This is a genomic window from Chloroflexia bacterium SDU3-3, from assembly GCA_009268125.1.
GTDB lineage: Bacteria > Chloroflexota > Chloroflexia > Chloroflexales > Roseiflexaceae > SDU3-3.
In genome coordinates this window covers 1-23,772 of record WBOU01000014.1, presented here as the reverse complement: position 1 = coordinate 23,772, position 23,772 = coordinate 1, and the positions used below count along the sequence as shown (strand labels likewise).

Here is a 23,772-nt window from a genome sequence, read left to right as displayed (position 1 = left end):
TCGGCCCCAGGCGTCGCTGCGCCACACCGCAATGGCGCAGCCAAGATGCGGTACAATACGCAGGTTCAACACTGGTGAAGCAGCCGCTGCGCGCCGCCACGCCGCCCGCGCAGACGCCACGGAAATGAGTTCGCGAAAGCTATGCGCCTTGCCTATATCGCCTACCCGACCAGTCTCCTGCTACGATCGGCCAACGCCATCCAGACCCACACCACTCTGCGCGAGCTGCGGCGCATCGCGCCCGACACGCTGGCGCTCATCCCGCGCTGGCTGGGCGAGCCGAGCCGCTTCACCGCGCTGGGCGCGCACCACCTGCTGCGCCCGGCCATCGGCAAGCTCTCGCGGCTGCGGCGCTCGACCCTGTGGTACTACGCCGAGCGCTCGCTGTTCGCGGCCATGACAGCGGCGGTGGTGGCCCAGGAGCGGCGGCGCGGCAGCCCGGTGGATGTGGTCTACATCCGCGAGGTGATCGGCGCGGCATGGTGGGCCGGGGTGTGGGGCCCACTGCTGGGCATCCCCGTGATCTACGAGGCCCACGACCTGGAGAGCTGGAACCCCTCGCGCGCAAAGGAGCGCGTGGCCCAGCCGCTGCTGCACCTAGTGGACCGCGTGGCGCTGACCCGCAGCGCGGCGGTGGCCTCGCTCACCGAGGACTTCCGCAGGCTGCTGGCCCGCATCGGCTGGCGCAACCCCGCCGAGGTGGCCGTCATCCCCGATGCCTTCGACGACGAGGCCATCACCCCCGGCAGCCGGGCCGCCGCCCGCCGCGAGCTAGGCATCAGCGAGGCCGCCCCGCTGATCGTCTACGCCGGCATGACCTTTTCGTACCGCAGCCTGGACAAGCTGCTGATCGCCCTGGCCGCCCTGCGCGAGCAGCTGCCGGGTGCGACGCTAGCCCTGGTGGGCGGGCGCGACGCCGAGGTGGCCACGCTGCAGCGCCAGCAGGCCGATCTGCTGCTGGATGACGCGATCATCTGGGCCGGGCAGCAGCCCCAGGATGTGGTGGCCGCCTACCTGCGCGCCGCCGACGTGCTGATCATCCCCGACACCGTCACCGATGTGACGGCCTCGCCGCTGAAGCTGTTCGAGTACCTGGCGGCTGGCCGCGCCGTGGCTCTGCCCGATATCCCTGCCCTGGAGGAGATCCTGCCGCCCGCCGTCGGCTACTACTTCCGCCGTGGCGATAGCACCGCGATGGCCGAGGCCCTGGCCGAGGCGCTGACCGACCCGGCCCGCCCCGAGCGCGAGGCCGCTGGCCGCGCGGCGGTGGCCGACCACACCTACGCCCGCCGCGCCGAGCGGATCGTGGCCCTGGCCCAGCAGGTGGCGCAGGCCGCAAAATAGCAGATAACCTCGCTTCTAAACAGATAGATAGAGATATATGATGAACCCAGTAACTGTTGTCAATGAGTATGGCAAGACGCTCACCCCCAACGATAAACCGGCCTACTTCCGGCTGCACCGCCACCGCTTCGTCGACCTGCTGCGCGCGCTGCCGCCCGCCCCGGCCCACGTGCTGGAGATCGGCACCACGCCAGGGCAGTTCACCAGCATCCTGCGGCGGGCGGGCTACCAGGTCACGGGCATCGACCTGTTCCCCGAGCAGCGCGCCGAGCTGTGGAAGTCGCTGGGCGTGGAGGTGCACTTCTGCAACATCGACGAGAGCCCGCTGCCCTTCGCCGATGGCAGTTTCGACGCCGTGGTGCTCTCCGAGGTGATCGAGCACCTGAGCAGCTCGCCCCTGCCCGCGCTGGCCGAGATCGCCCGCGTGCTGCGCCCCGGCGGGCTATTCGTGCTCTCCACACCCAACCAGTTCTACCTCAAGAGCCGCCTGAAGACGCTGTTCGATGTGGTGCTGGCCCGGCCCTTCGAGTCGTTTGGCGAGTTCACCCGCGCCATGCGCCTAAAAGGCTCGCAGCGCTACTACAACCACAGCCGCCTCTACACCATGCAGGAGCTGCGCTGGCTGGTGGAGCAGGCCGGGATGGATGTGGCGGTGTCGCGCTACGGCGACGCCTGGGAGCGCGTGGGCATCGAGGCGGGCCGCCTGCTCAAGGCCCCGCACCGCGTGGCCACCAAGGCCGCGATCTGGCTGCTGACCAGCGCCTTCCCCAGCACCCGCTCCATGCTCATGGTCGTCGGGCGCAAGCGCGGGTAGCGAGAGGCACCATGGCACAGCAACAACCCGCAGGCCGCCGCAGCGGCTGGGCGCGGCGCTTCCCCTGGTTCGATCGGGGCGTGCTGACGCTGCTCATCCTGTTCCTGCCGCTACTGGTGGTGAGCAACCCGCGCATCGCCGCCACCGACGAGGCCCAGTACTACGCCTACCTCACCTCGCTGCGCTTCGACGGCGACATGAACTTCGCCAACGACTACGCCGCGCTGGCCAAGATGAACCCGCAGTCGGGGATCGAGAACCTGCTGAGCGAGAGCCGCATCCGCCCGCAGACCGGGCTGGTGGGCAACATCGCGCCGGTTGGCTCGGCCATCCTGTGGGCACCATTTTTTCTGCTGGCCGATCTGCTGGTGCACATGGCCAACGCGCTGGGCGCGAAGATCCCCGCCGATGGCTTCTCGAAGCCCTATATCGTGGCGGTGTGCTACGGCTCGGCCATCTACGCGGGCGCGGGCCTCATCCTCTGCTACCACATGGCGCGGCGCTACGCCTCGCAGTTCGCCAGCGCCCTGGCCACGGCCAGCATCTGGCTGGCCACGCCGCTGGTGTTCTACATGTTCGTGCAGATGGCCTTCTCGCACGCCAACGGATTCTTCCTGGTGTCACTGTTCATGTACGTGTGGCTGACCACACGCGGTCGGCGCGGCTGGAAGGCATGGGCAGCGCTGGGCCTGCTGGGCGGCCTGATGACCATGACCCGCGAGCAGCTGGGCCTGTTCATGCTGCTGCCCGCGATCGAGGCGCTGGTGGCCTACGCCGCGCTGCTGCGGGCGAGGGCCTGGCCGCAGGCGCTGGGCCTGCTGGCGCGCCACGCGCTGTTCCTAGCGCTGGTGGTGGTGGCGCTACTGCCTCAGCTAGCCACGTACACTGTGCTGAACGGCGAGCCGAAGCCCGCCAGCGAGGTGGGCGGCAAGTTCAACCTGTGCAGCCCGCACATGATCGATACGCTGATCGACTACAACCCCGCGCCCAGCCCGTGGTGCAAGGTGGCCGACGACCCCGCCGTGGGCTTCCCGCCCTTCGCGCACGGGGCCTTCGTGTGGGCACCCGTGCTGCCGCTGGCGCTGCTGGGCCTGGCCCTGCTGTGGCGGCGCGGCGAGCGGCTGCTGGCCGGGCTGCTGCTCCTAGCCTTTTTGGTGCAGGTCTACCTCAATGGGGCCTTCGGCACCACTTGGCACCTCACCGGCTCGTTCGGGTTCCGCCGCCTGATCGAGTGCTCGCCGATCTTTATCGTGGGGCTGGCTATGGGCATCGACTGGGCCGCCCGCCGCGTGGACTGGCGGGTGCTGCTGGGGCTGGCAGTGGCGCTGGTGGCCTGGAACTTCGGGCTAATGGCCAACTGGACCGTGCTGCAGCCGCAGCTGCGCCGGGGCCTGGTGTGGCCGGATGTGTGGGGCTGGCAGCTAGATGTGCCCCGCCGCTTGATCGATACCGTGGCCAAGCTGCTGTTCGACCGCTGCGCGCTGATGCACAACAGCTGCGGTCGCTAGCGCGGCGCGGCAGGCCAGAAGATAGCGAGGCAGCCCTCCGGGGCTGCTTTTTTGCTGGGTGTAGCACAGCGCGCTACGGGGCAAGCAACATCACGTGCGCTCGCGTGCCCCAGCAGTATAGCGGCCAGCACGCTCTTGGGGGATGTGGCCGCACACCGCAGCATCGCGCAGGCCTTCCAGCGGCCAGCACGACGTGGGGCAAAGGGTCGCCACCTTATTTGGAAGGAAGTTCCCCTCTAACCATATCTGAAACATTTTCTAACAGATAAGCCTCAACTGCGGAAAGAAGATGATCCTTATTTTCTATCGATGATTTCTTAACTAACTTATAATTATCCTCAATATCATTCATATTAGGTTTAATCCAATTCATAAAAAGATCAACATCACGATTTATCATTTTTATGGCGTATCTCCAATTAGAAGATTTCTTCTGTTTTTTATCCTTGGCTGTGTTCTCAGCAGGTACATTTTCAGTAGGCATGTATTCACCCCACTGATCTTCCGTCAAGCCTAACCCTGATCCATCTATTTGATCAGCATCTCGAAGATATATATCTATTGTTTTACTAGCTATAATAGCCTTTTCCATAGACATAGAAACCAAACCACCTGAATTGTCATCATTTGGTGTAATGCTTGAAGCAAAAGCATCTTCAATCGACATATTATTTTGTTTAATCATTTTTGAAGCCATATAAAGCGAAACCCAATGACCTGGATTACGAGCAGGTTCGATCATAAATAAAAGAATTGCTAGCTCTTTCATTGTCCTGATTGTTTCGCGATTTAAACCCTTTTGCTGAATTAACCCATTACTATGAAGATCTTCTATACATATCATAATTTGGCTATCGGTTAGAGATACTGAACCTTTCCCAATATTTTCTCTTAGTGTCTTCAAAACATTCTTATAATCCCCCCTTCCTTTATCTGTATACAAATAATCTTGTTTAATATATCCAGGACGCCTAGTAAACTGAGCAAACAAAGCATAATCAAAATCCACAACACCATTATTAACATAAAACATGCTTGTTATATGAGATAAGTCCACATCATCTTTATGACTATGATCTTTTGATAAAAAACCCGACTCTCTTATATTAACAACGCCATCCATAAAAGATTTCTTACCATCAATATATACCTTCCTAGAGTCTAGAGCCTTATACAGCTCTATAGCTTTTATCGCTGTATCTATAATACGATTAACCTCTTCATTAAAAATTTTCGCAATGTCTCTACCCCTCATCGAATCTAATTCGCCGATGAAATGATTAACATCACGCAAACTCTTACCACTCTTTTTATCTATAGATGAATTCATAACTTTAGATATACACATATTTACATCATGTAATAGCTTATCTATGTCTTTTTTATTATCATCTATATCGCTCTTTTTTAGGTTTTTATCACCATAAAAATCATCACCGATTTCAATAGCTTTATTCATATGTTTCATGATGTATTCATTTACAGATTTATCTAGGTTCTTATCCCCCTTAAGCAGTGTCTCATCCTTATCTTTACGGGCATCGTCTTCAAGATCTTCACTTGGAGCAAAATCTTCCGTATTTTTATACACCTTTGAAGACAAAACATCATTATCATCTAATTTAGTTTGAAAAGGCGTATTATTACTTGAAATAGGTTTATTTTTCGCATTATTATATATTTTCCATCCAATCTTTCGCATTAGTGCAACGATATCTTTCTTTGTCAATATAACACTCAACCTATCATTGACTAACACCTCGACATTCTGATTCATAGCCTCTTCAAAATTACCCCTTTTTATAGGGTCCTTCCTTTTCTTCCCCGCCCGCGCCACCATCGCATCGCCCTGGGTGAGGCTGGCGGCGATGGGCGCGGCAGCCGCATCGGCGGCGGGCGCAGCGGCGAGCGATGCGATGCCGTTGGCGGCAGGGGCATCGGCGGGCGGCGGGGCGGCAGGCGGCGCGGCATCGCCGGGGGCGGCGATGGGCGCGGCAGCCGACGGCATGGCAAGGCCCTGCTGCTCCTCGGCGCGCTCCTCCAGCTCCTCGGGCTGCGGCTCGGCGGCGGGCAGCGGTGCGGGCAGCGGTGCGGGCAGCGCGGGGACGGGCGCGGGCGTTGGCCTTGGCGCGGGGGCAGTCGCGGGCTTAGGCGCAGGCGCGACCACAGCGGCGGGCTTGGGCGCGGGCTTAGGCGCAGGCGCGACCACAGCGGCGGGCTTGGCCTGCTCGTCTTTCGCGGTGGGCAGCGGGGCAAGCGCATCGGCGTCGGGCTGGCGCGGCCCCACGCGCACGGCGGCGCGGCCCTGCTGCACCACATGGGCCAGCTCGTGGGCCAGCAGCTCGCGGCCCGCGCTGGTGCCGGGGCGGTACTCGCCATGGTCAAAGGCGATATCGCCGCCCACCGTGAAGGCGCGGGCGCTCAGCTGGCGGGCGGCCAGCGCCGCGGCGTCGCCGGTGTGGATGCGCACCTGGCTGAAATCCGCCCCCATACGCTGCTCGAAGAAGCGCAGATCGCCCGCGGGCAGCGGCAGACCGCCGCCGCGCAGGCTGGCGATCTGGCGCATCAGGTCGGGCGGCGTGGCCACGCCAGCGCGCTCGTCGTCGGCGGCCTGGCCAGGGGTGCCCACGCTCGCCGTGGGCGAAACCGAGCGCATCACCTGCGCGGCCACCGCCTCGGCCTCCTGCTCGTAGCGGTCGCCGGGGCGGCTGACGCGCAGTGAGGGCTGCACCGTGGGCATAACGCTGCCAAACGAGAAGGGCACTGCGGGCAGCGGCGGGGCGTTGGGCGCGGGGGCGGCGGGCGTGCCGCGCCCTGGGGTGCGCGGCGCTGGCGGGCGGGCACCGCGCGATGCCTGCTCGGCGGTGGGGGCGATATTGCCAAACGAGAACGACTCGTTCAGCGCCTGGGGCTGGGCAGTTTCCTGTGCCGGGGGCGCAAATGGGCGATCAGCAAACGTCGATGCCTCGGTGTAGGGTGCCACCTCGGCGCGCATCGGCTCGGTGGCGCGTAGCTGTGCATCATCGTGCCGTGTGCGTCGTGGCATCTGCCTGCCTCACCTCTATATGCTACGATCTCCGTTAGGGAAGCACGCTTATACTATACTAATTCTTTACTATTTGTCCAGCATAGGATTTTCACCACCAACAGATTCTCATTTATTATTTCTCTAAGCTTGTTTTAGGTGAAAGAGGCACGACAGCTAGATCGCTAGGCTGCGCTGAAGGATAGCATGCACCTTTGCTGGCAGCCGGTGCCTAGCCTGTGGGCTAGCCCAGCTGACGAGCGGCCCGCCGGAGCCACGCACAAGAATGATGCTCAGCCGCTGATGGTGCCGGAAGAAGTCGGCTCGGTCGCGAAAGCGGTGTCGTCGCAAGAACGGCTCGTCGTTCGCCTCGGCCCGCTGCTGGATATGGAGCATGGCCGCCTGAAGATCGCCCGCGGTAAGCGCCAGGCCAGCGGCCCCGATCAGCAGCGCGTTGCTGTGGTTGGGCAGCAGCTGCACGAGCTTGCTGGCAATCGACTGCCCCACGCGCTCAATCAGCACCGGTCGGGAAGATCCAGAATCGGCACGCAGCCTAGTCACCTCAAGCATAAAGGTAAGGCTTGTGGTATAGGTGACGGCAAAATCAGGCCCGCGCGCGTGCACCGGCGGCTGCGGCTCGTAGACCAGGCCCAGCGCTCGCTCGCGCAGCAGCAGAAAGGCCGTCTCCAGCTCAAGCCGCAGGTCAAGGCTGCCCTCATGCCCCTGCGCCGCACGGAGCTTCTTGCGGATCTTGTCGCGGTAGGTCGTCGCGAACGCCATAAACGGTCGCGATGCGGCCAGCCACATTGCCACCGGCTCGGCAAGCATGTGCGGCCGCCCATCAAAAAGATAAGATGCTAGCTCATCTCGCAGCATCGCGCTCCTCTTTCTAAAGTAGCCTATCCCCCGAACACCGACCAGTAGATGGTCTTACACCAGCGTTCTCTGGGAAAATCACAGCTGCAGCTTTGGCCAAGAACAGACACCAGGCCAAGTGCCACTCATTGATAATAGCTACATTAGTATAATCAAAGAACACAACACCGCTCTAGGCAAGATGACGTAGCAAGAGAAGGCACATGAGCAACGGGTAGCAATTCTCATGAGATTGCATCTCTTCTGGCCACATAGATATGATATGGTATAGAAGCGCGTGCCTCACGCGGCGAGCATGAGCGCACCTGATATCACCCCAGAGTTCGCCCAGGTATGGTATAAGGAGGACCCTATGACCCTTCGGCATGGATCTCCAGCCCTGGCCCTGACAATGGCAACGCTGGCCTTTGCGGTCGCCTTTGCCGGGTGGTCGCTCCTCTCCCCCTTGGCATCGCGGATCCAGGGCCAGCTCGCGCTCAGCGAGATCCAGACCAGCCTGCTGATCGCGGTGCCGGTTATCCTTGGCTCCCTGCTGCGCATCCCGCTTGGGATCTTGACCGACCGCTATGGCGGGCGCAGGATCTTCACCATGCTGCTGCTGGGCATGGTGCCGGTGCTGCTGCTCACCAGCATCAGCACTAGCTACCCGCTGCTGCTGCTGGACGCCTTGTTTTTGGGCCTCGGGGGCGCGAGCTTCGCGGTAGGCGTGCCGTTTGTCTCGCGGCACTACCCGCCCGAGCGCCAGGGCTTTGCGCTCGGCGTGTACGGCGCGGGCAATATCGGCACCGCGCTGGCGGCCCGCGCGGCACCGCAGATCGCCCAGAGCCTGGGCATGCCTGCGGTGTTCCTCGCCTTCGCCGCGCTCCATGTGGCCATGGCCGGGGTGTTCTGGCTGCTGGCCCGCGACGCGCCCAGGGGCGCTGGGCCGCCGCCCACCCTAGCGCAGAGCCTCAATATCATGCGCACCGAGCGCGGCACCTGGCTGCTCAGCCTATTCTACTTCCTCACCTTCGGCGGCTTTGTGGCCTTCTCGCTGTACCTGCCAAAGATGCTGGTAGACCTCTACCAGATCACCCCGCTGGAGGCAGGGAACCGCGTGTTTCTGTTCGTGCTGGTGGCAACCGCCGGTCGTCCGCTGGGCGGCTGGCTCGCCGACCGCTTTGGCGGCGGGCAGGTGCTGCGCGTGGTCTTCCTAGTGGTGACTCTGGTGGCGCTGGCGCTGGCGATCAGCACGGCGCTCATCCCGCTGACGATCGCCTGCCTGACCGCGTCGCTGTTCTTCGGCCTTGGCAACGGGGCGGTATTTAAGCTGGTGCCACAGTGGTTCCCTGGGCGCACCGGCGTGGTGACCGGCCTGGTGGGGGCGGCTGGCGGGCTGGGCGGCTTCTTCCCGCCGCTGGTGATGGGCACAGTCCGGCAGAGCCTCGGCGGGTATAGCTTGGGCTTTGTGCTGCTGGGCGTGGTCGCCGTCGTCTGCCTCGTGCTCAACGAGCGGCAGCTGCGCGCCGCGTCCACCTAACACGCCAGCGGTACCAGCTACAGAGGATGGGCGCAATATGCGCCCATCCTCTGTTCATGCGAGCGCGCCCGCCACAAAAATGCCCCGGCTGGCGCACGCGCTCGCAAATCATGCCAGCAATGGGGCAAACCGATGCGGTAGGCCAGACAGTGTCGGCATTTCCATCCTGCTTCAGGGCATGGAGATGCCCACGGCAATGTTTCGCAACTTGACACGGTTCTGGAACAGAAAACAAGTTTCGAAAGCGGTGAGGAAACACCCTATTGATCGTTTGGAATCGACCTGCTAGAATAGGCCAGGAGGGCCGATTCACCCCTTTTCCGACACCACCTCTGGCTAAAGCCTTATGCAGTATGTGGGTCTCTGTCCCATCGGCTCACGATTGAGCACTGAAACATCGCCAGAGGAAAAACACAGGCACAATCGCGAGGTCTCTGTCCCATCGGCTCACGATTGAGCACTGAAACGCGCACGCTGGCGGCCTGCGACCTGGTCGTGGATGGTCTCTGTCCCATCGGCTCACGATTGAGCACTGAAACAGGTTGCCCCGACTGTTCCGACTGTGAGCGAGGCGTCTCTGTCCCATCGGCTCACGATTGAGCACTGAAACAGCTGCTGCGCCGGGGATACCCTGGCTACAGCTCGATGTCTCTGTCCCATCGGCTCACGATTGAGCACTGAAACTCGGTGCTCGGCCAGCTGCCGGGCGCGGACAAGCTGGTCTCTGTCCCATCGGCTCACGATTGAGCACTGAAACTGGCGATGACCACGATGCGGCGGTGTTCCGCCTCGGGTCTCTGTCCCATCGGCTCACGATTGAGCACTGAAACATCTTGATACTTTGCTGCCGCCAGCTTTCTTTGATGTCTCTGTCCCATCGGCTCACGATTGAGCACTGAAACAGCGAGGGCGATCATGCAAACCATGCAAACCCTACGTCTCTGTCCCATCGGCTCACGATTGAGCACTGAAACCGTTCGCCCAGGCGACACCAGCGCTGTCTACGAATCGTCTCTGTCCCATCGGCTCACGATTGAGCACTGAAACAGTAAGACACACTCGCAGCGGGGCGCTACTCTCAGGTCTCTGTCCCATCGGCTCACGATTGAGCACTGAAACAGCTGGGCATCAGCCGGGGGATGTTTTATAAGCTGAGTCTCTGTCCCATCGGCTCACGATTGAGCACTGAAACGCCACCAGTGCGGGCGACGCGGCGGCAGCGATGAGTCTCTGTCCCATCGGCTCACGATTGAGCACTGAAACACCGAGATCTCACACCGAGTGTTGGTGCTCTCCAGGTCTCTGTCCCATCGGCTCACGATTGAGCACTGAAACAGCAAGATCAGCCGGTCAAGCGCGGGAAGCCGCGGTCTCTGTCCCATCGGCTCACGATTGAGCACTGAAACACCGCCGCCTGCCGCTCGGCATCATTGCCCGCAGCGGTCTCTGTCCCATCGGCTCACGATTGAGCACTGAAACGTACTGGACCGGCAAGGTCAAGATGCTGCCGCTTGTCTCTGTCCCATCGGCTCACGATTGAGCACTGAAACGCCGCGTCCTGGGCTTGCTCAGGCGTTCCGAACGAAGTCTCTGTCCCATCGGCTCACGATTGAGCACTGAAACAGCATGGTGACGGCGAGGTTGAGCAGGTTCTGCAGGTCTCTGTCCCATCGGCTCACGATTGAGCACTGAAACATGGTCCGATCATCTTGCTGTGCATGTGCCGCGAGTCTCTGTCCCATCGGCTCACGATTGAGCACTGAAACAGCATGGTGACGGCGAGGTTGAGCAGGTTCTGCAGGTCTCTGTCCCATCGGCTCACGATTGAGCACTGAAACTCCCCCAGGCCGCCCCCATCGCGAGCGTCACGCTCGAGTCTCTGTCCCATCGGCTCACGATTGAGCACTGAAACAGCGCAACCAAAATGCGGAATGCGTCAGCATCGCTGGTCTCTGTCCCATCGGCTCACGATTGAGCACTGAAACAGGGCGAGGAGGGCAGCTATGAGTTTTTCGTCCGGGGTCTCTGTCCCATCGGCTCACGATTGAGCACTGAAACTGGCTTGCGCGATCTGCTCAGATGTGGCGCTCGTGTCTCTGTCCCATCGGCTCACGATTGAGCACTGAAACGCAAGAGGTACTAGCAAACGTCTTACAGGACATCAAGTCTCTGTCCCATCGGCTCACGATTGAGCACTGAAACGCCGAGTCCAGTGCAGCGCACGAGGTTGACGGCGGTCTCTGTCCCATCGGCTCACGATTGAGCACTGAAACTTTGCGCTCTATCGGCTCTCTCCGTGGTTCCTGCTGCGTCTCTGTCCCATCGGCTCACGATTGAGCACTGAAACATCGTGTCCGCTCCTACAGCTGCGCCGCGATGCCGAGTCTCTGTCCCATCGGCTCACGATTGAGCACTGAAACACATGGGCTACGATGACGAGAAGCGAAGCCTGCGGGTCTCTGTCCCATCGGCTCACGATTGAGCACTGAAACAATTGCGAAGATGTTGCGAGAGCTCGTAGCATTGGTCTCTGTCCCATCGGCTCACGATTGAGCACTGAAACTAGTAAGGAGCGAGACATGCCTACATTCAAGGTTAGTCTCTGTCCCATCGGCTCACGATTGAGCACTGAAACGCCTCTCCGGTCGTGGCCGGGGCCTGCTGGGCCAGTCTCTGTCCCATCGGCTCACGATTGAGCACTGAAACAGCATGGAAGCCGCGTAAATCCGGAAAGAAAGTCGCGTCTCTGTCCCATCGGCTCACGATTGAGCACTGAAACTCACGATTCCGCTCGTGTGAACCGGCCAGGTCGTGGGTCTCTGTCCCATCGGCTCACGATTGAGCACTGAAACTCGTGATCAAGAACGGCCAGCGGCGCATCAATAGCGTCTCTGTCCCATCGGCTCACGATTGAGCACTGAAACACCGAACTTGTTAGCCAGGTACAACTGGTACCCGGGTCTCTGTCCCATCGGCTCACGATTGAGCACTGAAACAATTGCGAAGATGTTGCGAGAGCTCGTAGCATTGGTCTCTGTCCCATCGGCTCACGATTGAGCACTGAAACTCCGGTCAAACGCCGCGTGCCGCGCTACGAGGTGGTCTCTGTCCCATCGGCTCACGATTGAGCACTGAAACAGCGAATGAGATCGCGCATGATAGTGCGGCAACCACGTCTCTGTCCCATCGGCTCACGATTGAGCACTGAAATACGACGGTGATGATGCCGCTGATGGATGGCCGACCGGTCTTTGTCCCATCGACTCACGATTGAACACTCAAACTATCGTGGCTGCATGACAGCGATCGACTAGGGCGGATTCCTGTTCAACGGGCGGCGTGGGTATCATCTCTGCCGAACATGCACCAATTCACACCATAATGCAGCAGAGTATGGGCGCGATACGCGCCCATACTCTGCTGTGGAAGCTATAAGTTAGGATTTCTACCTTCCGCCCGCCGCTAGCGCGGCCAGTCCTGGCGCTCCAGCAGCCGCATCACCAGCAGGCCGCCCAGGAAGATCAGCCCGGAGCACAGGCAGGTCAGCCAGACCGACTCGCCCCTGCCCGCGAGGTAGAGGTCGAGCGCGATGGTGAGCAGCCACAGCTGGATGGCCAGCAGCAGAATCCCTATCGCCAGCATCATCATCACCACCGCCTGACGCCCTGGGGTAATCGGCTCGTCGCGCGGGGGCTGCGGGCGGGGGTCGCGATACTTCGGGGGCGGCTCGGCGGCGCGCATCAGGGCACCTCCTCGACGGCGATCAGCTGGTCGCCCTCCTGGCGGAGCACGATCTGCGACAGGCGGCGCTGCGGCGGCCCGGCGACCGGCTCGCCGGTGGTGGGGTCGAACACGCCCTCGTGGCACGGGCAGTACAGCCGCTCGTGCTCGGGCTGGTAGTAGACCGCGCACGAGAGGTGCGTGCACTTCTGGCTGTAGGCCACAAAGCGCCCGTCGGGCAGGTGGATGAGCATGGCCTGATCGTCGGCATCGGGGTAGGCGAAGTAGTGCGCCGTACCCTGGGGCACCTCGCTGGCCCGCGCGATCGGCGTGGGCGCGCCGCGCACGCGGCGCGTGATGGCGCTGAGCACCGTCAGCACCGCCGTGCCAGAGAACAGCGCGGCGGAGGCGTAGACGGCAAAGCGCAGCAGCGTCCGCCGCGAGACAAAGGCATCCTCATCCAGCCGGTAGGGGAACTCGCGCCGCCAGGCGCGCTGGTCGGGCTTGGGGTCATCGGTCGTGCTCATACGATCCACGGCTCCTCGGTGCGCGCGGCACCATCACCAAGCTCCGCCGCGATGCTGCGGAGCTTCTCGGCCACATCGATCTGCTGGATCTCCTCGGGCATCACAAAAAACACGCGGGTGCGCACATCCTGCTGGCCGAAGCCGAAGTCGCGAACCGGGTGGCCCTTGCGCTTGGCGACAAACTCCTCGTAGTCGCCATACCACAGCGCCTGGGTCGGGCAGGCCTGGGCGCACCAGGGCTGCTGGTTGCGCACGGTGCGGTCGTAGCAGAGGTTGCACTTCTTCATCAGCCGCGCCGAGATATCGAACTTGGGAACGCCAAACGGGCAGGCGTAGACACAGTTCTGGCAGCCGATGCAGCGCGACGGGTCGGCGCTCTGCACCACCGCCTCCTCGGTGATCAGGATTGCCTGCGCCGGGCAGACCTGGGCGCACGGCGCGACGGGGTCGGCGCAGTGCATGCAGACGGTCGGCTGGGTGGCCACGCTCGCCCCACGATCGACAAAGTCGACCATCACCATGCTCTCGCCCTTGTGGCTATCGCACTCGCGGCAGGCCGCCTCGCAGGCCCGGCAGCCGATGCAGCGCGACGGGTCGATAAATAGCGTCTTGATCGCCATACCTGCTCCTCTCCGCTCAGAAAGCCTTTCCATCCTTGGAAGGTCGGTCCTGCACCTCGCCCACCGCGTAGGGGAACATCTTCGGCGTGGTGGAGGGCGTGAAGTTCTCGCGGGCGACCCCGCCCTCGGCTGCGGCGGGGGCGTCCAGCTTCTCGATGCGGGCGGCGCAGGCCTTGTACTCGGGGATCTTCACCGTGGGGTCGACCGCCGGGCTGGTGAGCAGGTTGGCGGCGGCGCGGTGGCCGTAGTGGTAGGGGATGAACAGCGTGTCGGGGCGGATGGTGGGCACCACCAGCGCCTTCAGCTCCATGGCCCCGCGCGGCGAGACCACCCGCACCCGCTCGTGGTTGGCGATGCCCAGCCGCTCGGCGGCCTGCGGGTGGATCTCGACCCACGGCTCGGGGGCTTTATCGTTCAGGAAGCCCAGCCGCCGCGTCTGGTTGCCGCTCAGGTAGTGGTAGACCACGCGCCCGGTGGTCAGGCGGAAGGGGAAATCGGCGCTCGGCTCCTCGGCGGGCGGCTGGTACTCGACCACGAACATGCGCGCTTTGCCATCGGGGTGGGCAAAACGCTCGGTAAATAGGCGGGGCGTGCCGGGGTGGTCCTCGCTGGGGCAGGGCCAGAACATGCCCTGCTCCTGGTCGATCCGCTCCCAGGTGATGCCCGAGTAATCGGCGACGCCGCCCTTGGATGCGAGCCGCAGCTCATCCCAGATTGCGCGCGCTGAGTCGTAGGGGAAGTACTGCCCGCGGCCCATGCGCTCGGCCAGCTGGCTGAGGATCTCCCAGTCGCGGCGGGCCTCGCCGGGCGGGTCGGCGGCGCGGTTGATCTTGACCACCCGCCCCTCAAGATTGGTGGTGGTGCCCTCATCCTCGCACCACACGCTGCACGGCAGCACCACATCGGCCAGCTCGGCGGTCTCCGACATGAAGAAATCGATCACCACCAGCAGATCCAGGTTGCGCAGCGCGCGCTCGACGGTGTGGATGTCGGGCAGCGAGACCATCAGGTTGGAGCAGAGGATCAGGCAGCTCTTGATCGCGCCCGAATCCATCAGGTGGATCATCTCGGTCGCCGCCGCGCCCGCCTGGGGGATCTCGGCGGCGGGGATGCCCCAGATCGCCGCGACCTCCTCGCGCTCGGCCTCCACGTCGATATGGCGGTAGCCAGGCAGCTGGTTGGCCTTCTGCCCGTGCTCGCGCCCGCCCTGGCCGTTGCCCTGGCCGGTCAGCGTCATCGCCCCGCCGCCGGGCCTGCCGAACATGCCACGCGCCAGGGCCATATTCAGCAGCGAGAGCACGCTGTTCACCCCGTGGCTGCTATGCTCCAGCCCACGGGCGTGCAGGATGAGCGAGGGGTCGGCCTCGCCATACATGCGGGCCGCCAGCACGATGCGCTGGGCCGGCACGCCCGCGATCTCCTGCGCGCGCTCGGGGGTGTAGGCCATCACCGACTCGCGCACCGTCTCCCAGCCGTTGGCGCGCGCGGCCAGGTAGGCCTCATCCACGAAGCCATCTACGATCAGCTGGCGCAGCATGGCGTTGGTGACGGCCAGGTCGGTGCCGGGCCGCACCGGCAGCCACAGGTCGGCGGTGCGCGCGGTCGCCGTCTCGCGCGGGTCGAGCACGATCAGCCGCGCGCCGTTGTCGCGGGCCTTCCAGACCCAGTTGGTCGCGATCGGGAAGCACTCGGCGATGTTCGCGCCCACAACCAGGATGCACTTGGCGAGGGCGATATCGGGCATGGGCATGGTGCCCCGATCCAGGCCGAAGGCCTTGGCGTAGGCCACCGCCGCCGACGACATGCACAGCCGCCCGTTGTAGTCCACGTGGCGCGTGCCCAGGCCGACGCGGGCAAACTTCCCCACCAGGTAGCACTTCTCGTTCGTCATGGACGAGCCGCCGTAGACCGCGACCGAGTCCTTGCCGTGCTCGGCCTGCAGCGCCTGCCAGCGCTGGGTGATAAACGCCAGCGCCTCTTCCCAGGTGGCCTGCTCCAGCGGCGCGCCCTTGCCGCCGCGCCGGATCAGCGGGTGCAGCAGCCGGTCGGGGTGGCCAACCTGCTGGTAGGCCACGATACCCTTGGGGCAGAGGTTGCCCTGGTTGTGCGGGAAGTAGCGCGGCTCCACGCCGATCACGCGGTCGTCAGCCACGCGCAGATTCATGCCGCACTGCACGCCGCAGAAGCAGCAGTGGGTGGGCACCAGCCGCTCGGCGATGCGGTCGTTGGTCTCCCAGGGCACCGGCCCGACCGACTGGAGATCGTAGGTGCTATCTGCGCCTTTGCGGAAGAAATCGTTGTTGATACTCATCGCACCATCCTCCTAGAGAAAGCGCCTGCCAACATACTGGTAGTAGGCCTGGCCGCGCAGGGCGCGCTTGCAGGCCGGGCAGTAGTCGTGGAGCGAGCCATGGGCCTCGCCCAGCGTGTAGTCCTGCCCTAGATCGCGCAGGGTAGCCTTGAGGTCGGCGACAAACTGGGCCGAGGGCAGCGCGTCGCCGCAGCGGGCGCAGGCGGTGCGCCCGCCCATCCCCTGCTGGTAGTGGTCGATATCGTGGCTGACGTTCTGATACAGCTTCACGCCGATCGTCGCCGGGCGCTGCACGATATGGAAGAACTTGCCGAAGGGCAGCGAGAGCAGCCACACCACCACGATCACCTGGTGGGCCAGCGAGATAAACCAGTAGTAGTGCCCCTCCCACAGCATGCTCGACGCCGTCAGCGCCAGGCCAGTGAGCGAGATGGCCAGCAGCATGAACAGCGGCAGCATGTCGAAGGAGAACAGCTGCGTGGTCAGCAGGCCTGCGTCGGTGTTGCGCCGCCACAGGAACAGCACCACCCCGATGATCACGAGGATGGATGTGAAGTTAAGCGCGTGGAACAGCACAAAGCCCACCAGCGCCTCGGGCGGAAACTGCACCAGCGGCAGGCCGAACACCCACACCTGGTACATGCGCTCGGGCGGCACCTGGGTGAAGCGCAGCCAGCCGAAGGTCAGCGGGATGGTGATCGCCAGCGAGAGCATCACCCCCCAGAACAGGCAGAGGTGGGCAAACCAGCGCAGCTTGCCGCGCGGCAGGATGTAGGTCTGCGCCAGAATGTCGGTGAAGAGTGCCTTGGGCAGCATGGCCAGCACCCGCCAGCGGGTCCGGCCCGCCAGCAGCGTGCCCCAGCCGCCCTTGAAGTAGCGCCAGGTCGAGGGCCGCTGCACCCAGAGCGTGTAGCGGTACACCAGCGCCGCGACGGCGACCAGCGTCCCCACGGCGTAGCCGATCAGGGCCGAGTCAAAATCTTTCAGCCCGCGCGAGCCAAGGTAGATCAGCACCATCAGGATGCTGGTCACCAACATGGATAGGACGACCGCAAGCCGATGTCCTCGCATCCAGGTCGCTCCTTTCAGGTCGTCAGCTGTCGCACCGTGCGTGCGAAGCGCCGTCGGCTATACACCATGCCCAGGGTTGCAAAGGCCAGCAGCGCGCCGCTGTCGGGCAGCAGGCCGATGGCGGCGGGCGCGCCAAACAGCAGGTGCCGCAGCGCATCGATGGCGTAGGTGGTGGGGTTGAAGTAGGCCAGCGTGCGGATGACGGGCGGCATCGCATCCAGGGGGTAGAGCGCGTTCGAGATAAACAGCATGGGCAGGTTCAGCAGCATGATCAGGCCGTGGTAGCCCTCCATCGTGCGCACGCGGCCCGCGAATGCGGCGGCCAGCCCGGCGAACCCGGCGGTGAAGGCGCACAGCAGCGCCAGCGCCAGCAGCAGGTCGGGCGCGGCGGTGGCCAGCCGCGCGCCTAGCAGCAGGCCCATCAGCAGCACCAGCGCGCCCTGGCCCACCGCCTTGGTGAGCGCGCTGGACAGCAGCCCGGCCAGCACAGCGGCGTGCGGGATGGGGGCGATCAGGTAGAGCTTGAGCGCGCCGCTCAGCCGGTCGAGCAGCAGCGTGGCCCCGGCCATGGCCGCCGCAGTGAGCGCCGACAGCAGCATGACGCCCGGCGTGATGAAGGCGATGTAGCCGATCCCGCCGGTGCGCGCCGGGTCGGTGACGGTCTGGCCCATGCAGAGGCCGAACAGCACCATCCAGAGAATGGGCATGGCCAGCGCCCCGCCAAGCTCGGATGGGCTGCTGAGCATGCCGCGCAGCTGCCTGCGCCAGAGCACCGCCACGCCACGGGCAAACGCCTGCCAGGCATTGGCGGCTAGTGCGGCGCGCGCAGGGGACTCAAGGCTGGTATCCATCGTCCTCCCTTCCTGTATAGGCAGCGAACACGTCGGCCAGCTGGGTGCGGTAGAGCTGAATATCGCCGATCAGGAAGCCATGGCGCTCGCCAAGCTCGATGATGGGCTTCAGCGCTTGGCCCGCAGGCTGAGCGAGGCGAATAGTGATGGCGGCGGTCGCGCCCTGCGCCGCCGCATGCGTGGGCAGGTGCGCGCGCATGCGGCGCTCGCCAGCGGCGCTGCCCACATCCGCCGAGCGCACCCACGGGCAGTCGGCCAGCGCCGCCACGAAGCCGCCGTGCTCGCCCGCCCCGCTCACCGTCACGACCTCCCCGCCCACCGACGCGATCAGCTCCTCAGGGGCACCTTCAGCAACAATCCTGCCGCCATCTAGAATGCCCACCCGGTCGGCCATTGCCTCGGCCTCGTCGATCAGGTGCGTGGTCAGGAACACCGTCAGGCCCGTGTGCGCGCGCAGCTGCCGGATATACTGCCAGAGCTGGGCGCGGCTCGCGGCATCGAGGCCTGCGGTCGGTTCATCCAGAAACAGCACCTGCGGACGGATCATCAGGCTGCGCGCCAGATCGAGCCGACGGGCCTGGCCGCCCGAGTAGGTCTTGACCGGGCGATCCAGCATGCCGGCGATGGCGAGGATCTCGCCCAGCTCGGCGATCCGCCGTCGCCGCTCGGCGGCGGGCAGCTGGTACAGCTGGCCCTGCAGATCCAGCACATCGCGCCCGCGCAGCAGCCGCTCGCAGAACGGCTCCTGGAAGGTCACGCCGATGCGCTGGCGCACCTCCAGCGCGGCGGTGGCCACATCAAAGCCAGCCACACGGGCGCTGCCCGCATCCGCCTGGGCCAGGGTGATCAAGATATTGAGCAGGGTGGTCTTGCCCGCGCCATTGCGCCCGAGCAGGGCGTAGATCTCGCCCTGGGGCACGGCGAGGCTGATATCGCTCAGCACATGGGTGGGGCCATAGGATTTCGCAAGGTGGGCTGTGGCGATCATGAAGCCTCCTTGGTTCATGAGATAGCAGTGCCCATAGTCAAAAGATCTTACCGCTATTTGTGCGGCATCCATGCTCGATAGGGCCTAAATGCTATGACTATTAATACCACAGATTATTCACAGCTGTCTACTGCGTTTCTTTCCCTCACCGCTATACCGCATAGGTTGTACCATATCATCTGCAAAAAATACATCATTTTCTATGATCATTACCGGCATTACCAGCAAGCATCTATTCTGGCCAATACCCTGATACATATTGATGAGCCGATCCTCATATTGAAAGATCGGTCTTTGTGCACATATTTTTCTGTAAGTTACTATTGGTTTTGCATACGCTCAAAGATGCTTATAGAGTGCTATACCCTATGAACGAGGCAGCACGGTGGGCTTACAAACGCCCAACGCGGCTTCAGCGAAGAGCATATGCCGCATCCTCAATTCCCGGGCTGCACAATCCTGAACGTACGGGAAGCCCTCGCCGAGCGCCAGCAACATCTCGGGCCCCTGCCTCCCGCTCATTCAGTGCTCGCGTGGTCGAGGGCGGCGGGCAGCCTGATGTAGAAGGTGCTCCCCTCGCCGATTTGGCTCTCGGCCCAGATCGCGCCCGCGTGCGCCCGCACAATCCGCTGCGCGATCGCCAGGCCCAGCCCCGCGCCGCCGGTGTGGCGCGATCGCGACTTCTCGCCGCGATAGAACGGCTCGAAGATATGCGGCATATCATCCGCCGCGATGCCCTCGCCCGTGTCGGCCACCTCGAAGCGCACATCGGGCGGCGCAGCCACCGCCCGCAGGCGCACGCTGCCGCCAGCCGGGGTGTGGCGCAGCGCGTTGGCCACTAGGTTGGCCAGCACGCGCTCCATGTGCTGCGGCGCGGCCAGCACCGGCGGCAGGTGGGCGGGCGACTCGACCAGCAGCGCCACGCCCTTGGCCTCGGCGGATGCGCGCAGCCCCTCGGTGGCGTCGCTCAGCAGCTCGGCGGTCGCCACGCGGCGCAGCTGGAACTCCAGCGCGCCAGCGTCGATCTGGGCGATGTCAAAAAGATCGTCGATCAGGTGGCTCAGCTGGCCGATCTGGCCGCACATCGCATCGTGGTAGCGCGCCACCGCCGCAGGCTCGGCCACCACCCCGTCGCTCAGGGCCTCGGCCATGGCGCGCAGCGAGGCCAGCGGCGTCCGCAGGTCGTGCGAGATCGCGGCCACCAGATCGCGGCGGGCCTGCTCGGCCTGGGCGCGCTCGGCGGCGCTGGCCGCGATCTGGTCGGCCATCGCGTTAAACGCCTCTGCCAGCTGGGCCAGCTCATCGCTGCCGGGGGCTGGCACACGGGCCTGCAGGTCGCCCTCGGCCAGGCGCTGCGCCCCACGCGCCAGCGCCGTCACCCGCCGCGCCAGCGACTGGGCCAGCGTATAGGCCAGCCCCACCGAGATGATGGCCGCAAACAGCAGCAGCAGCACCAGCAGCGGCAGATCGTGCGACGAGAGGAACATCAGGTTTGCCGTGAGGAAGATATTGAGCATGGCGATGCCGACCCCCAGCAGAAAGGTGCAGGCCAGCTGAAGCCACAGCCGCACATGGCCGCGCTGGAGCCACCAGATCGCCGCCAGACCCAGCAGGGTCGAGATACCGCCCGAGCCAAACAGGTACCACAGCAGGCTCACGCGGTCGGCGGTGGGTGCGCCCAGCCACGCGCTGGCCAGCAGCGCGGCCATAGCCAGCGCCGCCGCTAGCGCCGCGCCCAGCGCCACCAGCATCTGGCGCATAAATAATCTGCGGTCGTGTGTCAGCATATCACCTCTGCCCCCGCAGCTTGTAGCCCACGCCCCAAACCGTCTGCAGCAGCGCGGGGCTAGCTGGGTCGCGCTCGATCTTCTCGCGTAGCCGCCGCACGTGCACCGTCACCGTGCTCAGGTCGCTGGCGAAGGTGTAGCCCCACACCTGGTCGAGCAGCTGCTCGCGGGTGAACACCTGCTCGGGGTGGGCCATCAGGAAGGCCAGCAGATCGAACTCGCGGGCCGTAAGGTTAACCGGAGCGCCCTGCAGCAGCACGCTGCGCGTGGCGGGGTAGAGCCGCAGCGCGCCGACCGCCAGCATGTCCTCGCTGGGCGCGGCGGTAGCCTGGGTGCGCCGTAGCACCGCTTTCACCCTGGCCACCAGCTCGCGCGGGCTAAACGGCTTGCTCACGTAGTCGTCGGCCCCCAGCTCCAGCCCCACCACGCGGTCGGCCTCCTCGGTACGCGCGGTGAGCATAATGATCGGGATGGCGTCGTGCTCGCGCAGCCGCCGGGTTAGATCAAGCCCGCTAATGCCCGGCAGCATCAGGTCGAGCACCACTAGATCGGGGCGCTCGCGCGCCACCATCGCCAGCGCGGTATCGCCATCGCCAGCCGTGGCGGTGCGGTAGCCCTCGCGCCCCAGGTAGAGCGAGACCACCTCCACGATGGTCGGCTCATCGTCAACGATTAAAATCAGTTCATTTGCCATAGATGTTTCCATACTCATTTTGGAGCATACCATAGCATAGATATGATGACGTGGCGATAACGGAGATCTTACAGAGATCTTACGCGATACGGTTATGACCATGTTGGTTTTGCCGAGTACGCTTTGCGCTATCAGTTGGAAGAGAGTATAGGAGATTGTCATGCACAAACGCTACATGCTCACCATTGCTACCGCCCTCCTGCTGGCCGCCTGCGGCACTACCGGCACCCAGACCACCCCGCCCAGCGCAGCCACGGCAGCGCCGATGATGGACAAGACCGCCGAGCCCATGATGGACAAGACCGCTGAGCCCATGATGGACAAGACCGCCGAACCCATGATGGACAAGACCACCGAACCCATGATGGACAAGACCGCTGAGCCCATGATGGACGAGACCACCGAACCCATGATGGACAAGACCGCTGAGCCCATGATGGACAAAACCGCTGAGCCCATGATGGACAAGACCGCTGAGCCCATGATGGACAAGACCGCCGAGCCCATGATGGACGAGACCGCCGAACCAAAGATGTAATTCGGCCTGCTAACGAATCGGGGTAGCTATGAAGATACCAAGCTCGGAGATCACGCCGGAGGCGGTGTACCGCACGCGGCGGCAGTTCATGCGGGGTGCGGCGGCGCTGGCGGGCGGGGCGGGGCTGCTGGCCGCCTGCGGCCCGACGGCCAGCCCCAGCCAGCCCAATGCCGCCATCCCCGGCGTGGCGACCCACACCACCCGCTCGGGCGCAACCAAAGACGAGCGGGGCGATGCGCTCAACACCTACGCGCAGATCACCACCTACAACAACTACTACGAGTTCACCACCGACAAAGAGCGCGTCGCCGCGCTCGCCCAGGGCTTCCCCACCACCCCCTGGGCCGTCGAGGTCGGCGGCCTGGTGCGCAACCCCACGACCTACGCGGTCGAGGACCTCGCGAAGCAGTTTGGCGAGGAGGAGCGCATCTACCGCCACCGCTGCGTCGAGGGCTGGTCGATGGTCATCCCCTGGCTGGGCGTGCCGCTGCGCAAGCTGCTGGCCGCCGCCGAGCCGACTAGCGAGGCCCGCTACGTCCGCTTCCAGGCCGTGATGGCCCCCGAGCAGATGCCCGGGCAGCAGGACGCCTACTTCGCCTGGCCCTACGTCGAGGGCCTGCGTCTCGACGAGGCCATGCACGACCTGGCGCTGCTGGGCACCGGGCTGTACGGCCAGTCGCTGCCGGTGCAGAACGGCGCGCCCATCCGGCTGCATGTGCCCTGGAAGTACGGCTTCAAGAGCATCAAGGCCATCACCAAGATCGAGCTGGTGGCCGACCAGCCCACCTCGCTGTGGATGCGGTCCTCGCCCAACGAGTACGGGTTCTACGCCAACGTGAACCCCGATGTGCCGCACCCGCGCTGGTCGCAGCGCAGCGAGCGGCGGATCGGCGAGCTGTCGCGGCGCGAGACGCTGCCGTTCAACGGCTACGCCGAGCAGGTGGCGGCGCTGTACGCGGGCATGGATCTGCGGGCCAATTTCTAGCGATGAACGAGAGGCGAGGCACTGTGAAGCCAAAACTCACTTGGCTGGTTCACCCGCTGGCGCTGCTGCCGCTGGCGTGGCTGCTGTGGGACGCGGCCAGCGGGCAGCTGTCGGTGAACCCGATCCAAGATATCACGGCGCGCACGGGCAAGCCCGCGCTGGTGCTGCTCATCCTGTCGCTGGCCTGCACGCCGGTGGTGGCGCTGACGGGCTGGAAGCTGGCGGGGGCGCTGCGCAAGCCGCTGGGGCTGTACGCCTTCCTGTACGTGTGTCTGCACCTGCTGACCTTCGCCGGGCTGGACTACGGGCTGCACTGGGGGCTGATCGTGGACGGGGCGCTGGAGAAGCCCTATGTGCTGGCGGGGCTGGCGGCCTTCGGGCTGCTGGTGCCGCTGGCGGCCACCTCGACCCGCTGGGCCATGCGCCGCCTGGGCAAGCGCTGGAAGCCGCTGCATCGGCTGGTGTACGCGGCGGCGGCGCTGGCGGTGCTGCACTTCCTTTGGCTCTCGAAGGATCCGCGCCAGGCCCTGCTGTTCGGCGCGGCCCTCGCCCTGCTGCTGCTGCTGCGCCTGCCCCTGGTGCGCCGCACCGTGG

18 protein-coding genes and 1 CRISPR repeat array are annotated in these 23,772 nt (G+C 63.9%); of the genes, 7 read left to right on the top strand and 11 right to left on the bottom strand.

Annotated elements, in window-relative coordinates; genetic code table 11:
• Positions 1-141 precede the first annotated feature (141 nt).
• The 3 genes from F8S13_20185 to F8S13_20175 are packed head-to-tail and all read left to right on the top strand — an operon-like array spanning position 142 to position 3,666.
• Positions 142-1,344 (top strand): glycosyltransferase family 4 protein, encoded by a 1,203-nt coding sequence (locus F8S13_20185; GenBank protein ID KAB8141127.1) that lies wholly within the window; start codon positions 142-144, stop codon positions 1,342-1,344.
• Between the two features lie 37 nt (positions 1,345-1,381).
• Positions 1,382-2,158, top strand: coding sequence for a class I SAM-dependent methyltransferase (locus F8S13_20180; GenBank protein ID KAB8141126.1), 777 nt, complete (start codon positions 1,382-1,384; stop codon positions 2,156-2,158).
• Between the two features lie 11 nt (positions 2,159-2,169).
• Positions 2,170-3,666, top strand: coding sequence for a glycosyltransferase family 39 protein (locus F8S13_20175; GenBank protein ID KAB8141125.1), 1,497 nt, complete (start codon positions 2,170-2,172; stop codon positions 3,664-3,666).
• A gap of 214 nt (positions 3,667-3,880) precedes the next feature.
• Here F8S13_20175 and F8S13_20170 read toward each other — a convergent pair whose 3' ends face one another.
• Positions 3,881-6,712 (bottom strand): DUF4157 domain-containing protein, encoded by a 2,832-nt coding sequence (locus F8S13_20170; protein KAB8141124.1) that lies wholly within the window; start codon positions 6,710-6,712, stop codon positions 3,881-3,883.
• A 156-nt stretch (positions 6,713-6,868) separates the two neighbouring features.
• Positions 6,869-7,471 carry a hypothetical protein gene (locus tag F8S13_20165; GenBank protein KAB8141123.1) on the bottom strand — a complete coding sequence of 201 codons (603 nt, stop codon included), beginning with the start codon at positions 7,469-7,471 and terminating at the stop codon, positions 6,869-6,871.
• Positions 7,472-7,919: 448 nt separating this feature from the next.
• Here F8S13_20165 and F8S13_20160 point away from each other — a divergent pair, with 448 nt between their 5' ends.
• Complete coding sequence (locus tag F8S13_20160; protein ID KAB8141122.1) at positions 7,920-9,086, top strand: NarK/NasA family nitrate transporter; 1,167 nt, start codon at positions 7,920-7,922, stop codon at positions 9,084-9,086.
• Between the two features lie 359 nt (positions 9,087-9,445).
• Positions 9,446-12,370: a CRISPR direct-repeat array (repeat unit 37 nt; unit sequence GTCTCTGTCCCATCGGCTCACGATTGAGCACTGAAAC).
• Positions 12,371-12,548: 178 nt separating this feature from the next.
• Here the strand turns inward: F8S13_20160 and F8S13_20155 are convergent.
• The 9 genes from F8S13_20155 to F8S13_20115 form a co-directional block, all read right to left on the bottom strand.
• Positions 12,549-12,827: a hypothetical protein gene (locus tag F8S13_20155; protein KAB8141121.1), complete on the bottom strand. Its 279-nt coding sequence runs from the start codon at positions 12,825-12,827 to the stop codon at positions 12,549-12,551.
• Positions 12,827-13,333, bottom strand: a complete 507-nt coding sequence (locus F8S13_20150) for a Rieske 2Fe-2S domain-containing protein (protein ID KAB8141120.1) — start codon at positions 13,331-13,333, stop codon at positions 12,827-12,829. The genes F8S13_20155 and F8S13_20150 overlap by 1 nt, the downstream gene beginning before the upstream one ends.
• The gene (locus F8S13_20145; protein KAB8141119.1) at positions 13,330-13,953 is read right to left on the bottom strand and encodes a 4Fe-4S dicluster domain-containing protein; all 624 of its coding nucleotides are present in this window, start codon (positions 13,951-13,953) and stop codon (positions 13,330-13,332) included. Before F8S13_20145 ends, F8S13_20150 begins: the two co-directional genes overlap by 4 nt.
• A gap of 16 nt (positions 13,954-13,969) precedes the next feature.
• A complete protein-coding gene (locus F8S13_20140; protein KAB8141118.1) occupies positions 13,970-16,264 on the bottom strand; it encodes a molybdopterin oxidoreductase family protein in 2,295 nt (764 codons plus the stop codon).
• Positions 16,265-16,276: 12 nt separating this feature from the next.
• A complete protein-coding gene (locus tag F8S13_20135; protein ID KAB8141117.1) occupies positions 16,277-17,335 on the bottom strand; it encodes an MFS transporter in 1,059 nt (352 codons plus the stop codon).
• Positions 17,336-17,349: 14 nt separating this feature from the next.
• On the bottom strand, positions 17,350-18,186 hold the full coding sequence (locus tag F8S13_20130; protein ID KAB8141116.1) for an ABC transporter: 837 nt from the start codon (positions 18,184-18,186) through the stop codon (positions 17,350-17,352).
• Positions 18,170-19,246 carry an ATP-binding cassette domain-containing protein gene (locus tag F8S13_20125; protein ID KAB8141115.1) on the bottom strand — a complete coding sequence of 359 codons (1,077 nt, stop codon included), beginning with the start codon at positions 19,244-19,246 and terminating at the stop codon, positions 18,170-18,172. The genes F8S13_20130 and F8S13_20125 overlap by 17 nt, the downstream gene beginning before the upstream one ends.
• Positions 19,247-19,692: 446 nt before the next feature.
• Positions 19,693-20,961: a HAMP domain-containing protein gene (locus tag F8S13_20120; GenBank protein KAB8141114.1), complete on the bottom strand. Its 1,269-nt coding sequence runs from the start codon at positions 20,959-20,961 to the stop codon at positions 19,693-19,695.
• A 1-nt stretch (position 20,962) separates the two neighbouring features.
• Positions 20,963-21,655, bottom strand: coding sequence for a response regulator transcription factor (locus tag F8S13_20115; GenBank protein ID KAB8141113.1), 693 nt, complete (start codon positions 21,653-21,655; stop codon positions 20,963-20,965).
• Between the two features lie 160 nt (positions 21,656-21,815).
• On the opposite strand from F8S13_20115, the gene F8S13_20110 reads away from it, so the two are divergent.
• The 3 genes from F8S13_20110 to F8S13_20100 all read left to right on the top strand — a co-directional run.
• Complete coding sequence (locus tag F8S13_20110) at positions 21,816-22,193, top strand: hypothetical protein (GenBank protein KAB8141112.1); 378 nt, start codon at positions 21,816-21,818, stop codon at positions 22,191-22,193.
• Positions 22,194-22,221: 28 nt separating this feature from the next.
• The gene (gene msrP, locus F8S13_20105; protein KAB8141111.1) at positions 22,222-23,178 is read left to right on the top strand and encodes a protein-methionine-sulfoxide reductase catalytic subunit MsrP; all 957 of its coding nucleotides are present in this window, start codon (positions 22,222-22,224) and stop codon (positions 23,176-23,178) included.
• Between the two features lie 2 nt (positions 23,179-23,180).
• A partial coding sequence (locus tag F8S13_20100; GenBank protein ID KAB8141110.1) for a sulfoxide reductase heme-binding subunit YedZ occupies positions 23,181-23,772 on the top strand: 592 nt, incomplete at its 3' end.

What these genes read in the sequence shown, in the direction of transcription:
- F8S13_20115 (KAB8141113.1), bottom strand. Translation starts at nt 21,655, where the DNA reads ATGGCAAATGAACTGATTTTAATCGTTGACGATGAGCCGACCATCGTG.
- F8S13_20180 (KAB8141126.1), top strand. Translation starts at nt 1,382, where the DNA reads ATGATGAACCCAGTAACTGTTGTCAATGAGTATGGCAAGACGCTCACC.
- F8S13_20155 (KAB8141121.1), bottom strand. Translation starts at nt 12,827, where the DNA reads ATGCGCGCCGCCGAGCCGCCCCCGAAGTATCGCGACCCCCGCCCGCAG.
- F8S13_20110 (KAB8141112.1), top strand. Translation starts at nt 21,816, where the DNA reads ATGCACAAACGCTACATGCTCACCATTGCTACCGCCCTCCTGCTGGCC.
- F8S13_20160 (KAB8141122.1), top strand. Translation starts at nt 7,920, where the DNA reads ATGACCCTTCGGCATGGATCTCCAGCCCTGGCCCTGACAATGGCAACG.
- F8S13_20165 (KAB8141123.1), bottom strand. Translation starts at nt 7,471, where the DNA reads ATGGCGTTCGCGACGACCTACCGCGACAAGATCCGCAAGAAGCTCCGT.
- F8S13_20120 (KAB8141114.1), bottom strand. Translation starts at nt 20,961, where the DNA reads ATGCTGACACACGACCGCAGATTATTTATGCGCCAGATGCTGGTGGCG.
- F8S13_20170 (KAB8141124.1), bottom strand. Translation starts at nt 6,712, where the DNA reads ATGCCACGACGCACACGGCACGATGATGCACAGCTACGCGCCACCGAG.
- F8S13_20145 (KAB8141119.1), bottom strand. Translation starts at nt 13,953, where the DNA reads ATGGCGATCAAGACGCTATTTATCGACCCGTCGCGCTGCATCGGCTGC.
- F8S13_20185 (KAB8141127.1), top strand. Translation starts at nt 142, where the DNA reads ATGCGCCTTGCCTATATCGCCTACCCGACCAGTCTCCTGCTACGATCG.
- F8S13_20175 (KAB8141125.1), top strand. Translation starts at nt 2,170, where the DNA reads ATGGCACAGCAACAACCCGCAGGCCGCCGCAGCGGCTGGGCGCGGCGC.
- F8S13_20135 (KAB8141117.1), bottom strand. Translation starts at nt 17,335, where the DNA reads ATGCGAGGACATCGGCTTGCGGTCGTCCTATCCATGTTGGTGACCAGC.
- F8S13_20140 (KAB8141118.1), bottom strand. Translation starts at nt 16,264, where the DNA reads ATGAGTATCAACAACGATTTCTTCCGCAAAGGCGCAGATAGCACCTAC.
- F8S13_20150 (KAB8141120.1), bottom strand. Translation starts at nt 13,333, where the DNA reads ATGAGCACGACCGATGACCCCAAGCCCGACCAGCGCGCCTGGCGGCGC.
- msrP (KAB8141111.1), top strand. Translation starts at nt 22,222, where the DNA reads ATGAAGATACCAAGCTCGGAGATCACGCCGGAGGCGGTGTACCGCACG.
- F8S13_20125 (KAB8141115.1), bottom strand. Translation starts at nt 19,246, where the DNA reads ATGGATGCCGCACAAATAGCGGTAAGATCTTTTGACTATGGGCACTGC.
- F8S13_20130 (KAB8141116.1), bottom strand. Translation starts at nt 18,186, where the DNA reads ATGGATACCAGCCTTGAGTCCCCTGCGCGCGCCGCACTAGCCGCCAAT.